Consider the following 13685-nt stretch of genomic DNA (forward strand, 5'->3'; position numbering starts at 1 on the left):
TCGAATGCAAATAGTAGGTGTAACGACACAGCATGAAGTGTATGTTGCTTCAAAGACACATAAATTTCGTATGAATGAAATGCTCGTTATCGAGGATGACTCTCTCTATCAGCCGAAAGGAGAGGTAGTTGAGACATTCTCTTATAATCGCTATATACCGATGGGCTTTGATAAAGGCATTGCTGATGACCAAGTTTTAAAGACGTTAGAGCAAATAGGTTATGATATTGGCTCTGATGATATCCACTTAGCAAAAGCCCGTCTATTTGAAGAAGCGATTCAACCTATTCAAACAGGAGCACAAGTGAGACACCCTCAATTTAAGGAAATTGAACATTTACTAGTGAAGGCTCAGCCGGACGATGGGTTAATTCTCGGAGAAGTGAAATCAACTGATTTTATTTCAGAGACGTTACCTTCAACATTAACAGGCTTGTTATCGATTCATGATCATAATGGCTTGCGCGGACAAAATGGTGTGCCTTTTATCTTTGATATTCGTTCCATGCAGCAATATCCTCATATCGGCGTATTTGGAGGGTCTGGATCAGGGAAGTCCTTTGGGTTACGTGTCATGCTTGAGGAGTTAATGAAGCTACATATACCAAGCCTTGTTTTTGATCCTCATTTTGAAATGAATTTCGCTGCACAGACAGAAGGGGTAGAAGGAAGAAGCTATGAGCAGAATTATACGGTTGTGCAAATTGGACAGGATGTCGGTGTAGATTTTTCAGCGCTTACGACTCGAGATGTAGAGCGATTGTTAGCAGCGGCAGGTTCATTAACAGAGTCGATGATTAACGTCATCCAGTCGATTCATAAACGCAAGGATAGCTACCAGTCATTTAGTGATCGGATCGCGCATTTAGCAGAGGCTCTTGAAATGGGGAAACAAAAGGTGGACGGCTCCTTACATGATGGTGGCATGACAAGAGAAGAGATTGAGCGTTATCAATTATTTAAGCGACTACTTGATCAATATGGTAGTTTACCACTTGCATCGATTAAGGGAATTCAATGGAGAGTTCACCGTCTCCACCAAGCCGGTTTGTTCCAGCAAAACATTCGGGCAATTGAAGAAGGAATGTATGCGGGCAAGCTTGTCGTCGTGCAAGGCGCAGTTTGGTTATTGCAAGTGTTCTCGAGCTATGTGATTGGAGCCCTTTATGGAAAAAGGCGAGCGTACCGTGACGCAAAGCTCCAGCATATGCAAGGAGAGTTCTTCCCACCTTTTTTAGTCGTGACAGATGAAGCACATAACTTTGCACCTAAAGGGTTTGATGCACCAGCTAAATCGGTTTTGAAGGAAATTGCTCAGGAAGGACGTAAATATGGGGTCTTCCTTATATTTGCTACACAAAGGCCGACATTGCTTGATGAGACGATTACGGCACAGTTGAATACGAAGTTTGTCTTTCGGACGGTACGTGGAACGGACATCCAAACGATTAAAGAGGAAACCGATTTAACAGTAGAGGAAGGGAAGCGTCTCCCTTATTTACGATCTGGTGATGCGTTTGTATCATCGGCGATTATGGGACGGTCGATGGCGATTCGAATCAGAATGGCTCATTCAACGAGTCCTCATACGTTAAATCCGTTTGATGAACTTGAGGCAATGAATGCAAAAGGAGTAGATGAGCTTATCTCTGCATTGGATGAGCACCTCCCATTTGCTGAGATGGATCTAATGAAATTATTACCACAATTAAACAGTAAAGCGAAAAAAAGCTGGGATGTACAAGCGTGGAAAAAGGAGCTTGAGCGACTTAGCGCTGATGGTTATATTAAAAAAGAGAAAACACCTTTTGCGACCATGTATACACGATCTTGACGACACAGCGTAAATTCGGTATATTTTGGTTATACTATAAGGTGCTATTCAAGAAAGGACGGTTTTCCTTTTTGAATAGCACGTAGAAAAGAATTTGATAGGAAAAGTCCGATGAAGGGATGAGTACATCTCATTTGTCTATAGGTAGCATATGCTATGCAGAGAGCTGGGGGAGCTGAAAACCAGTATAGATGATAGGTGGAAGATGGTCCAATGAGGAGTGATATGTGAGTGCATAAGCATAAGCATAAGCATATGACGTTGCTGGCGTTAACAGAGAAGTTCATAACTTCGTAAGCCTTTTTTCTGTGAGGAAAAAAGGGAATTTGGGTGGTACCACGTGAGCGATGCTCTCGTCCCGTTGTGGATGAGGGCTTTTTGTATGCACAAAATGTATAAAAAATAAGGAGGGCATGGGTTATGTCGACAAACAAAACCTTTTATTTAACAACACCGATTTATTATCCGAGTGATAAGCTACATATTGGTCACGCGTATACAACGGTAGCAGGTGATGCGATGGCGAGGTATAAGCGTTTAAGAGGATATGATGTTCGCTATTTAACAGGTACAGATGAACATGGACAGAAAATTGAAACGAAGGCAAAGGAGAAAGGGCTCACACCACAGCAATTTACGGATGAAATTGTGAGTGGGATCCAAGCACTGTGGAAGAAGCTCGATATTTCGTATGATGATTTCATTCGTACGACAGAGGAGCGCCATAAGAAGGTCGTTGAACAAATCTTTGAACGGTTAATTGATCAAGGAGATATTTACTTAGATGAATATGAAGGCTGGTATTCAATCCCTGATGAAACGTTCTACACGGAGTTACAGCTAGTTGATCCAGTGAAGGATGAGAATGGGAAGATTGTTGGTGGGAAAAGTCCAGATAGTGGTCACCCTGTTGAAAAAGTCCGCGAACAATCGTATTTCTTTAAAATGAGCAAGTATGCCGATCGTTTGTTGACGTTTTATGAGGATCATCCAGATTTCATTCAACCCGAATCGCGAAAAAATGAGATGATTAATAACTTTATCAAACCAGGACTCGAAGATCTTGCTGTATCGAGAACATCCTTTACTTGGGGCGTGAAGGTACCACGTGATCCAAAGCACGTTGTGTACGTTTGGATCGATGCGCTATCGAATTATATTACGGCTCTAGGCTATGGTCACGACGATCAAAGCTTATACGAAAAGTATTGGCCAGCAAATGTTCATATTGTCGGTAAGGAAATTGTTCGCTTCCATACGATCTATTGGCCGATTATGTTAATGGCTCTTGATTTGCCCCTCCCTAAGAAGGTGTTCGGTCACGGATGGTTATTAATGAAGGATGGCAAGATGTCGAAGTCAAAAGGAAATGTCGTTGATCCCGTACCATTAATTGATCGTTACGGATTAGATGCTCTTCGTTATTATCTATTACGTGAAGTACCGTTTGGATCTGATGGCGTATTTACACCAGAAGGCTTCGTTGAGCGAGTTAATTATGATTTAGCAAATGATTTAGGAAATCTTCTAAACCGAACGGTTGCGATGATTAATAAGTATTTTGACGGTGTCGTACCAGCGTTTGTGAAGGATGCTACTCCATTTGATCGCGAGCTAGTGGAATCAGTTGAGGCGACTATTGCAAAGGTGGAAAATGCACTAGAGGATATGGAATTTTCTGTAGCATTAACGGCTATTTGGCAGCTGATTAGCCGTACGAATAAATACATTGATGAGACACAGCCGTGGATGCTTGCTAAGGAAGAGGAGAAACGGGAAGAGCTCGGTTCTGTCATGTATCATTTAGCTGAATCGTTACGGATTACTTCTATTATGTTACAACCATTCATGACAGAAGCGCCGAAGAAGATTTGGCAGCAATTAGGCGTTGTTGAGAATGAAACCGATTGGTCAACGATACATTCATTTGGCAAGCTTACAAGTGGAGTAAAAGTTGAAAAAGGAAATCCGATTTTCCCACGACTAGATGTTGAGGAAGAGGTTGGCTATATTGTTGGTCAGATGGGTGGAACGATGAAATCGGATAACCAAATAGAAGAAATTGAGGACGAAAATGAAATAACGATTGATGACTTTTCGAAAGTAGAGTTAAAGGTAGCAGAAATTATAAAAGCAGAGAAAGTGGATGGTGCTGACCGGCTATTGAAAATTCAGCTCGATGTTGGAAGTGAGAAGCGACAAGTTGTGTCAGGGATTGCTAAGTTTTACACACCTGAGGAATTAGTTGGTAAGAAAGTGGTTTGTGTCACGAATTTAAAACCTGTTAAATTACGTGGAGAACTATCCCAAGGGATGATTTTAGCAGGAACTAAAGGAAAGAAGCTCCAACTAGCGACAATAGATGGTTCATTACCAAATGGAGCAAAAGTAAAATAAAGTTTTGGAAATAGTCTTGCTACGCGCCTAATGAGGTGTATGTTGGAAGCCACTGAAAAGTACAAATCGACTTTATCAGTGCCATTGTTTAGACTAGCAATGGATTTACTCGTTGCTCGGGGCTGAGACATAACTAAAGTGTCTATCTGGAAACCCGAACAAAAGATGAACGTAGCGGATGAAATATACGTAGACTCCTGCGGGATGAAAAGCAAGGTCACTGAAAAAGTTAAAACCAAACTTTTTCAGTGGCCTCATGAAAAGCCAAGGGTGAGACCCCGCAGTGAAGCACGAGGAGGCTCACCGGCTTCCCGCGGAAAGCGAAGTATATTTCAGGAGCGGTTTACGTCCACCATCTATCATTGTTCGGCTTTTCTTTTAGTTAAACCACTTTTGTCCCAGCCTCTTTTCAACATAGGCAACGGTTTCGCTCATTGTTTAAAGGGCACCAAAAAAGTTAAAAATCAAACTTTCAGTGCCCTTGTATGTTGCTCTTCATCAAGCTTTATGATTAACTGAATACTATTACGTACAAGGAGAATGGAAATGTTATTTGATACTCATGTACATTTAAATGCTGATCAATTTGAAGAAGATCTAGACGAAGTTATAAAAAGAGCAGAGACTGCTGGCGTTAAAAATATGGTTGTGGTCGGTTTTGATGAAAAGACGATCAAAAGAGCGCTAGAACTGGTCAATACGTATGAATGGATGTACGCTGCAGTTGGTTGGCATCCTGTTGATGCGATCGATATGACTGATGCACATTTAAAATGGCTTGAGGAGCTTTCTTCTCATCCGAAAGTCGTCGCTCTCGGTGAAATGGGTCTTGACTATCATTGGGATAAGTCACCGAAAGAGGTACAAAAGGACGTATTTCGCAAGCAGATCGCATTAGCTAAAAAGGTCAAATTACCTATTATTATTCATAATCGTGATGCAGATCAAGATATTGTTGATATATTGAAAGAGGAAAACGCCACTGAGGTCGGTGGTATTATGCATTGCTTTGGTGGTAGTGTAGAAATTGCGGAACAGTGTATGAATATGAACTTCTATATTTCATTAGGAGGACCTGTGACATTTAAGAATGCAAAACGACCGAAACAGGTTGCGAAAGCGATTCCATTAGAGAGGTTATTAATTGAGACTGATTGTCCATATTTAGCTCCTCATCCAAATCGTGGGAAGCGTAATGAACCTGCTTATGTTCGTCTTGTTGCTGAGCAAATTGCTGAATTAAAAGAGGTAGATTTGGAAGAAATTATAGAACGGACAACAGCTAACGCAAAAGAAATTTTCAACATAAAACCCTAACAGTTATTGGGGGATATTGTAATAATGTGTCAAATGATCAATCATTTCGAAATGGTTCTACACCTTGGTGGCATTGCATAAATTGGACTTGTCGATAAGTTTTTGTTTTCTTTTAGGACACCTTCATAGATAATAAGGGAGATGTGTCAATCAAAAACAATCAGTTGACAAAGAGGAGGTACAGTGTTTATAATTCGGTCGATACCAAAGAGGAGGGCATATCATGGATTTAAACAGGATAAAGTTTCTTCCCAAGAAGCTATTCGGGAAGAAGACGATTGTATCCTCGATTAGTCTGGTACTCTTCGTTAGTTTGATCACATACGCTGTATACGAAACGACAAAAGCAACGGTAACCGTTATGATTGATGGTGAAGAAACCGTTGTTGAGACACACGCTAATACAGTTGCAGATCTGTTGGAAGAGTATGAGTGGGAAGTCCAATCATATGATCATATTGAACCTAGTGTCGATACAGAGATAGAGAATGAAATGACAATCACCTGGGAGCAAGCGAAGCAAGTTTTCACGATGATTGATGGTCAAGAGGATGCAGTATGGACGACGTCAAAGACGGTCCAAGAACTAATAGACGAGTTAGAAATTGAATACAAAGAACACGATGTAGTAGAGCCAGAGTTAAGTGCAGCGATTGAAGAGCAAATGGAGTTAACCTATGAATCTGCTTTTCAAGTGGAGCTAATTAGTGATGGTGAGCAACATGAGTTTTGGACAACTTCGACGACTGTCGCTGACTTTTTAGAGAGAGAAGAAGTAACGTTAGATGAACTGGATCGAGTAGAGCCAGAATTAGATGAACGATTAGAAGAAGAAACATCGATTCAAGTCGTACGTGTAGAAAAAGTCACCGATGTGGTGGAAGAAGCGATTGATTTTGCAACCGTTACTCGTAAGGATGATGACTTACTTTCAGGAAGTGAGGAAGTCGTACAATCGGGTGAGGATGGTAAAGTTGAAAAGCATTATGAGGTTATCCTTGAAGATGGTGAAGAAGTATCTCGTGAACTTGTGAAAGAGGAAACGGTTAAGGAAAGCTCAGATCGAATTGTTGCTGTTGGAACGAAGGAACCTGCACCGACACCGTCAAGAAGTCAATCTACAACGAGTAGTGGCGATAGTGCATCAACATCTAGTGGTACAACGCTGACAGTGGAATCTACCGCATATACGGCAAATTGCAGTGGATGTAGTGGGGTAACGGCAACCGGAATTAATTTAAATAATAACCGGAACATGAAGGTGATTGCTGTTGATCCGAATGTCATTCCACTCGGTTCAAAAGTGTATGTAGAAGGGTATGGAACGGCTATTGCTGGTGATACAGGTGGCGCTATTGTTGGTAATAAGATTGATGTGCATATGCCAACGAAAGCAGATGCGCATAGTTGGGGAACTAGAACAGTTGAAATTAAGATTCTAGATTAATAAATTGTTGGACACAGAGTTGCGTTGTGACTCTGTGTCTTTTGTTATAAGATAAGAAAGTGTAAATGGATGGCTAGTTTAGGATAAAAGGGCAGTAAGAGCCTGATTGAGCCTCGCTGACTCCATTTTTCAGTTTTAGATAATGAAAAGACTCAGTTTGTGTTCTGTATGAGTTATTGAGTGATTAAGGAGAAGGAAATGAAAATAAAGGAAATCATCGTAGTGGAAGGTAAGGATGATACAGTCGCTATTAAACGAGCAGTTGATGCTGATACGATTGAAACGAATGGCTCGGCCATTGGAGAGCATGTGTTGGCTCAAGTCGAATTGGCGCAAAAGCGAAGGGGAGTCATTATTTTGACCGATCCTGATTACCCAGGAGAGCGGATTCGTACTATTATTAGTCAGCGTATTCCTGAATGCAAGCATGCGTTCTTACCTAAAGCAGAAGCTATAGCGAAACGAAAGGGTAGCGTTGGTGTGGAGCATGCATCTCCGTCAGCGATTCGGGAAGCACTGCGTCATGTTCATATAGAAAAGGAATATGTTGAAGCTAGTATACCGCTAAAGGATCTCCTTGATGCAGGACTTATTGCTGGGGCGTCAGCGAAACGGAGGCGAGAGCGCTTAGGAGAGCTTCTACACATTGGTTATGCGAATGGGAAACAATTACAAAAGCGTTTGCAGATGTTTCGTATTTCACAAACGGAGTTTTCATTGGCGATGAAGACAGTATTTGAGGAGGATCAGTGTTGAATAAGGATATTGCTACCCCGTTACGAACAAAGGCCATTTTAGAGAAGTATGGGTTTGAGTTTAAAAAAAGCTTAGGTCAAAATTTTTTAATCGATTTAAATATACTACATAATATTGTGAAAGCTGCAACTGTTACGAATGAAACGGGTGTTATTGAAGTAGGACCGGGAATTGGCGCTTTAACGGAGCAATTGGCAAAACAAGCTAAAAAGGTCGTTTCATTTGAAATTGATCAACGCCTTTTACCTGTTCTAGAAGATACCCTTTCTTCTTATCAGAATATCGATATTGTTCATTCAGATGTACTAAAGGTCGATCTTCATCGATACATCGCTGAACACTTTCAAGAAGTAAATGATGTGATGGTCGTTGCAAACCTGCCATACTATGTGACAACACCGATTTTAATGAAATTATTAGAAGAGAAGCTGCCTATTCGAGGGATTGTCGTTATGATCCAAGCGGAGGTTGCTGATCGTATAGCGGCGAAGCCAGGAACGAAGGATTATGGAGCCCTATCGATAGCCGCACAATATTTTGCTGAGGCGGAGAAGGTTATGACTGTTCCAGGGTCTGTCTTTATCCCGCAACCCCGTGTTGATTCTGCTGTACTTCGCTTAACAGTGAGAGAGGAGCCGCCTGTAGAGCTCATTGATGAGGCCTTTTTCTTTCGCGTGTTTCATGCGTCCTTTGCCAATAGGCGCAAAACACTACTTAACAATTTAACGCATAATTTATTAACGAAAGCGGAGAAAACAATGATTGAGGATGTGTTGTCTGATATCCAAATCGACCCACGCAGACGTGGAGAAACATTGTCATTAGAAGAGTTTGCCTCATTAAGTAATGCCCTTTACAAAAGGGTCATGGACTAGCACCTTCTCCCTATTCACAACATAGGGTAAGTGGAGAGGGGGCGTGGTTATGAAGCTTAATAAAGGGGATCTCGTCACTCGTCTGTCTTATAATCGAGATCTATTATTTCGAATATCTGAGATTCGTTCGACGGTTGTTGAACTTGTTGGTGAGGATATGCGTTTATTAGCGGATGCGCCAATAGAAGACCTTGTGCTTGTTTCAGAAGAAGAACGAACGAAAATGCTTCAAAAGTCGAAAGAGGTTGAAGAAAGTTCTTATCACCTTTTTCGACAAGATGCAAAGCTATTAAAGCAACGTGGTGAATATGAAGTTACGTCTGGATATGCAAGCGATATTGATTTTTTTGAATTGCGTGGACGTGTGCTTCATATTGATGGTGATAGTCTGTATTTAAAAAAATGCACAGCTTTGTATGAAAAGCTAGGTGTACCTGTTTATGGTGTCCACCTACATGAGAAGGAGATGCCGGAACAAATAGGGTCATTGATCGAGATTGTCCAGCCCGATATCATTGTTGTTACTGGACATGATGCGTATTTAAAGTCCAGGGGTAATGAGGGTGATATTCGGTCATATCGTCATACGAAATATTTTGCAGAATGTGTTCGGATCGCCAGACGATATACGTGGCATCGGGATGACCTTGTGATTTTTGCGGGAGCATGTCAATCGCATTTTGAAACACTTATTAAAGCAGGAGCAAATTTTGCTAGCTCACCAGAACGAGTAAATATTCACGCACTAGATCCTGTGTATATCGCTTCTCGTATTAGCTTAACGTCCTTTATGGATCGGATTCACTTAACAGAGATTTTGCGAAATACGATAACCGGTGAAAGAGGGCTGGGAGGCATTGAAACAAAAGGTATCATGAGACGTGGGATGCCTTTGAAAGAAGGGTACAATCGCATATATATTGAACAGTCATGATGGCTAAACAGAAGGGCCTTCAGTGAGGGCACCAAAAAGTTAAAACTAAACTTCTTCAGTGTCCTTTCTTCTTTCTCCCATTCTCTTTGTACACATAGTGTGAAAAATAGTCGACCTGTATCGTTCATGCAGTCGACTATTTTATACATATTTTTTCAACATTTTTCACATACTATTTGGGAGTTATGAAAAATGTGTGAAGAAAATACGAGTAAAAGCATTGACAGAGGAGTTGAACCCTTGTTATAATTTTACGTTTGCTTGACTTGTTGTGTTGGGTGTGGTATGATAACTATACAGTGAGGTGGGTGTTCGAATGCCAAAAACGTTGGTTGATATTAAACGCACATTAGATGCTAATGTTGGAAAACGCATTACAATTAAGGCGAATGGTGGTCGTAAGAAGACATCAGAACGTTCAGGTTTGCTTGAGGAGACGTATCCTTCTGTTTTTATCGTCAAGTTAGATGAACAGCAAAATGCTTTTGAACGCGTGTCTTATAGCTATGCTGATATTTTGACCGAATCAGTAGAATTATTATTGTGTGAAGAGGGTTCTGAATTAACAGCTTTGAAAGCATAAGGTGTTTATGATAGTGACAAGAGGATGCTTACCTACTGGATAGATTAGGTGGGCATCTTCTTGTGTATCATGGCACATAATAAGGGTGCTCCTATTTCATAGGTGCACTATCTATCTTCTGGATAAGGAGTTGTTAAGGCATGAGTAGACGGCGTGGTGTCATGTCAGATCAATTTAAGGAAGAGCTTGCCAAGGAGTTAGGTTTTTATGATACAGTCCAAAGGGAAGGCTGGGGTGGCATAAGAGCCCGAGATGCAGGTAATATGGTGAAGCGTGCGATTGAAATAGCTGAACAACAACTAGCTCAGAAGAAATAACAGGAAAGGCACCTCTAGAAGCATCTTCGTTTCTTTCTAGAGGTGCCTTCTTTTTGTTTATATTAGGGCAAGGAAAATTGAACTGATAGCTATTTGACTTCATTAAGGAATTATAAGATGATAAGTGTATCTTGTATGCTAAGAAGGAGGTGAATATAGATGTTATTTGAATCGTTTCAGGATATCATCCCGCTGTTACTCTCCATGAGTATCTTTTTGACTGTTGCAAGCTATAAAGTACTTCAGTATATGGAACGGTCTTTAATGATTAAGCAACGCATGTTGACGAAAAGTAGTTTATATTCGTTTGATGTGTTTATACCAAGTAAAATAGATCCAATCGGTCCTATGCAACGTCGTCAAACGTGGCTAACCTGTTTGACAAAACGAAAGGAATCTCCTGAAGATGATGGTGACTATGGAAACTCTTCGTTAACGAATGAAATCATACGAGGAGGATTTATATGGAACGATCATCTATATTCACATCATCGTTTAAAAGAATTTATTTCATACTAGTCATGATTGGCTTATTCATTATTTTAAGTGGTTGTCAGGCGACGACAGAGCCAATTAATGCGGAAACGACTGGGGTCTTTAATCATTACGTTGTGTACCCTTTTTCTTATTTAATAAAATCAATTGCGATTCTTTTTAATGGAAATTACGGCTTGTCGCTTGTGTTAGTAACGTTATTGGTTCGTATCGCCCTTATGCCACTTATGCTAAAGCAATACAAAAATCAATTGACGATGCGTGAGAAAATGAATGTCATTCAGCCAGAGATGAAGGAGTTGCAAGAAAAGTTCAAGGATAAAAAGGATTCGGAAAATCAGAAGCAGTTTCAAAAGGAAATGATGGAGCTTTATACGAAGCATCAATTTAATCCAATTGCGTCGATTGGATGTTTGCCAATGTTGATCCAGTTCCCGATATTAATTGGATTTTATTATGCCATTATGAGGACACCGGAAATAGCTGAGCACTCTTTTCTGTGGTTCCATCTAGGCGAAACTGATTTTATTTTACCGTTTCTTGCTGCTCTCGTTTATTTTATTCAATTTAAGGCTTCACAAATGGGAATGGAAACGCAACAGTCAAAGCAGTTTGCTGTTATAGGATATATAGGTCCTGTTTTAATGGGAGTGTTTTCATTTACGGTACCAGCGGCACTTCCGCTCTATTGGACGGTAGGGGGACTGTTTTTAATTGCTCAAACTCTACTTTCAAAGGCGATTTATAAGTCTAAGCCGATTCAGTCTACTCATGAAGTCGTTAGTGAAAAGTAACGTTGTTATCCGGATTTATGCACGTTTGTGCTAATCCGGATTTTTTTAAAGTATCATAATAAGAAAAGAACGCTACCGCGGTTTTTCTTATAAAAATGATTAGGCTATGGTATGATGTTTAGACTAATGATAAAATAGCGTAAGCAAAAGGAATATAGAAGGTGACTAGATTGAAATGTTCGGTGAAAGCTCCTGCGAAAATTAATTTATCGCTTGATGCGGTAAAAAAACGTGAAGATGGATATCACGAAGTAGAGATGATTATGACAATGGTTGATTTAGCCGACCGCATTGATCTAACCCTGACACAGAGTGGCGATATCAAGGTGGAAGTATCGGAAGGCTTTGTTCCAAATGATCATCGTAATTTAGCTTATAAAGCGGCTGAATTGTTAAAGGAACGTTTTGAGGTTCGTCTAGGTGTTGATATATACATAACAAAATGTATTCCCGTTGCGGCAGGTTTAGCTGGTGGTAGTAGTGATGCGGCTGCAACGTTAAAAGGTCTTAATAGACTGTGGAAGTTAGGGTTAAGTTTAGATGAGTTGGCAGAATTAGGAGCGGAAATTGGCTCGGATGTTTCGTTTTGTGTTTATGGGGGCACGGCATTGGCGACAGGAAGAGGAGAAGTTATTCAATCGATACCATCTCCTCCCTCCTGTTGGGTCATTTTAGCGAAACCGCCGATCGGTGTATCGACAGCTGATGTATACAAGAGATTAGATTTACGTAATGTAGAGCATGCGCCTACAGCGGAGATGATAAAAGCCATTGAACAGCAAGATTTTAAAGCGATATGTCATAACCTCCACAATGTATTAGAATCTGTTACATTAGATTTGTATCCTGAAGTGAGAAGAATTAAGGAGCAAATGGCACGCTTTGGTGCGGATGGAGTACTGATGAGCGGAAGTGGACCAACTGTTTTTGGACTTGTTGAGCATGAGTCCCGTATGCATAGAATTTACAACGGTTTACGCGGTTTTTGTCACGATGTTTATGCTGTTCGGTTAATTCGTTCAACGAGCTCTTGCTAAAAGCCGGATAAAAGTGTTATGTTTATAAAAAATATTCGGTTTTGGTGGAGGTAGCATGAAAAAAATAAAGCGCAGTGGTCGTTTAGTTGATATGACTTATTTTTTACTGCAACACCCACATGAGGTCATATCTCTCACACACTTTTCAGAGCGTTATCAATCTGCAAAGTCTTCGATTAGTGAAGACTTAGTCATTGTCAAAGATATATTCGAGGAAGAAGGATACGGCTCATTATTAACAATATCAGGTGCAAGTGGCGGAGTGAAATTTATTCCCCGTATTGAAAGTAAGCAAGCGGAGCTACTAGTAGATGAAGTGATTGATTCGTTGGCTGTACCGGAACGAATATTACCTGGCGGTTATTTATACATGATGGATCTATTAGGGAATCCAACCTTTATGCAGCGTGTTGGTCGAGTATTTGCTTCGATTTTGGCTTCTGAAAAGATTGATGCTGTTTTAACGGTTGCAACTAAGGGAATTCCATTGGCCTACGCAGTTGGGCAACAACTAAATGTTCCTGTAAGTATTGTACGCCGAGATCACTTAGTGACAGAGGGCTCAATGGTTAGTATTAATTACGTGTCAGGTTCGTCGAAACGAATTCAAACGATGACGCTTGCGCGTAGAAGTTTAGCGCCTGGCTCTCGTGTTTTCATTGTTGATGATTTCATGAAAGCAGGAGGAACGATTCGTGGGATGATGGATTTGCTAGAGGAGTTCCACGCGGAATTAGTAGGCATTGGTGTGTTAGTGGAGACTGTAGGAGTGGAAGAACGTTTAGTTGATGAGTATATGTCGATTACTCGTTTATCAGAAGTGAATGTCCGCGATAAATCAATTAAAGTTGAACGTGGAAATGTATTAGGATTACTAAAGGAAGCAGAGGGGGAGTAAA

Annotated in this window: 13 protein-coding genes; all 13 read left to right on the top strand. The window is 40.6% G+C overall.

What is annotated here, in order from left to right; translation table 11 throughout:
- The first annotated feature begins 4 nt into the window (after positions 1–4).
- Entirely contained in the window at positions 5–1834 is a 1830-nt protein-coding gene (locus MW695_RS19945) for an ATP-binding protein (protein ID WP_247107249.1), read from the top strand.
- Positions 1835–2254: 420 nt separating this feature from the next.
- Positions 2255–4231, top strand: coding sequence for a methionine--tRNA ligase (metG, locus tag MW695_RS19950; protein WP_247107250.1), 1977 nt, complete (start codon positions 2255–2257; stop codon positions 4229–4231).
- A 546-nt stretch (positions 4232–4777) separates the two neighbouring features.
- Positions 4778–5548, top strand: a complete 771-nt coding sequence (locus MW695_RS19955; protein WP_247107251.1) for a TatD family hydrolase — start codon at positions 4778–4780, stop codon at positions 5546–5548.
- A gap of 223 nt (positions 5549–5771) precedes the next feature.
- Positions 5772–6995, top strand: coding sequence for a resuscitation-promoting factor (locus MW695_RS19960; RefSeq protein ID WP_247107252.1), 1224 nt, complete (start codon positions 5772–5774; stop codon positions 6993–6995).
- A gap of 198 nt (positions 6996–7193) precedes the next feature.
- On the top strand, positions 7194–7751 hold the full coding sequence (gene rnmV / locus MW695_RS19965) for a ribonuclease M5 (RefSeq protein ID WP_247107253.1): 558 nt from the start codon (positions 7194–7196) through the stop codon (positions 7749–7751).
- Complete coding sequence (rsmA, locus tag MW695_RS19970; protein WP_247107254.1) at positions 7748–8626, top strand: 16S rRNA (adenine(1518)-N(6)/adenine(1519)-N(6))-dimethyltransferase RsmA; 879 nt, start codon at positions 7748–7750, stop codon at positions 8624–8626. Before rnmV ends, rsmA begins: the two co-directional genes overlap by 4 nt.
- 49 nt (positions 8627–8675) lie before the next feature.
- Positions 8676–9560, top strand: coding sequence for a sporulation peptidase YabG (yabG, locus tag MW695_RS19975; protein WP_247107255.1), 885 nt, complete (start codon positions 8676–8678; stop codon positions 9558–9560).
- Positions 9561–9876: 316 nt separating this feature from the next.
- A complete protein-coding gene (gene veg / locus MW695_RS19980; protein ID WP_035345775.1) occupies positions 9877–10143 on the top strand; it encodes a biofilm formation stimulator Veg in 267 nt (88 codons plus the stop codon).
- 140 nt (positions 10144–10283) lie between these two features.
- Positions 10284–10460, top strand: coding sequence for a small, acid-soluble spore protein, alpha/beta type (locus MW695_RS19985; RefSeq protein ID WP_247107256.1), 177 nt, complete (start codon positions 10284–10286; stop codon positions 10458–10460).
- Positions 10461–10619: 159 nt separating this feature from the next.
- Positions 10620–10979: a hypothetical protein gene (locus MW695_RS19990; RefSeq protein ID WP_247107257.1), complete on the top strand. Its 360-nt coding sequence runs from the start codon at positions 10620–10622 to the stop codon at positions 10977–10979.
- Complete coding sequence (yidC, locus tag MW695_RS19995) at positions 10925–11749, top strand: membrane protein insertase YidC (protein ID WP_247107258.1); 825 nt, start codon at positions 10925–10927, stop codon at positions 11747–11749. Before MW695_RS19990 ends, yidC begins: the two co-directional genes overlap by 55 nt.
- Before the next feature lie 170 nt (positions 11750–11919).
- Entirely contained in the window at positions 11920–12786 is an 867-nt protein-coding gene (gene ispE / locus MW695_RS20000) for a 4-(cytidine 5'-diphospho)-2-C-methyl-D-erythritol kinase (RefSeq protein WP_247107289.1), read from the top strand.
- Positions 12787–12841: 55 nt separating this feature from the next.
- Positions 12842–13684, top strand: coding sequence for a pur operon repressor (purR, locus tag MW695_RS20005; RefSeq protein ID WP_247107259.1), 843 nt, complete (start codon positions 12842–12844; stop codon positions 13682–13684).
- The last annotated feature ends 1 nt before the right edge of the window (position 13685 follow it).

Source organism: Halalkalibacter sp. APA_J-10(15) (assembly GCF_023017105.1).
GTDB lineage: Bacteria > Bacillota > Bacilli > Bacillales > Bacillaceae_D > Halalkalibacter.

What these genes read in the sequence shown, in the direction of transcription:
- MW695_RS19945 (WP_247107249.1), top strand. Translation starts at nt 5, where the DNA reads ATGCAAATAGTAGGTGTAACGACACAGCATGAAGTGTATGTTGCTTCA.
- metG (WP_247107250.1), top strand. Translation starts at nt 2,255, where the DNA reads ATGTCGACAAACAAAACCTTTTATTTAACAACACCGATTTATTATCCG.
- MW695_RS19955 (WP_247107251.1), top strand. Translation starts at nt 4,778, where the DNA reads ATGTTATTTGATACTCATGTACATTTAAATGCTGATCAATTTGAAGAA.
- MW695_RS19960 (WP_247107252.1), top strand. Translation starts at nt 5,772, where the DNA reads ATGGATTTAAACAGGATAAAGTTTCTTCCCAAGAAGCTATTCGGGAAG.
- rnmV (WP_247107253.1), top strand. Translation starts at nt 7,194, where the DNA reads ATGAAAATAAAGGAAATCATCGTAGTGGAAGGTAAGGATGATACAGTC.
- yabG (WP_247107255.1), top strand. Translation starts at nt 8,676, where the DNA reads ATGAAGCTTAATAAAGGGGATCTCGTCACTCGTCTGTCTTATAATCGA.
- veg (WP_035345775.1), top strand. Translation starts at nt 9,877, where the DNA reads ATGCCAAAAACGTTGGTTGATATTAAACGCACATTAGATGCTAATGTT.
- MW695_RS19985 (WP_247107256.1), top strand. Translation starts at nt 10,284, where the DNA reads ATGAGTAGACGGCGTGGTGTCATGTCAGATCAATTTAAGGAAGAGCTT.
- MW695_RS19990 (WP_247107257.1), top strand. Translation starts at nt 10,620, where the DNA reads ATGTTATTTGAATCGTTTCAGGATATCATCCCGCTGTTACTCTCCATG.
- yidC (WP_247107258.1), top strand. Translation starts at nt 10,925, where the DNA reads ATGGAACGATCATCTATATTCACATCATCGTTTAAAAGAATTTATTTC.
- purR (WP_247107259.1), top strand. Translation starts at nt 12,842, where the DNA reads ATGAAAAAAATAAAGCGCAGTGGTCGTTTAGTTGATATGACTTATTTT.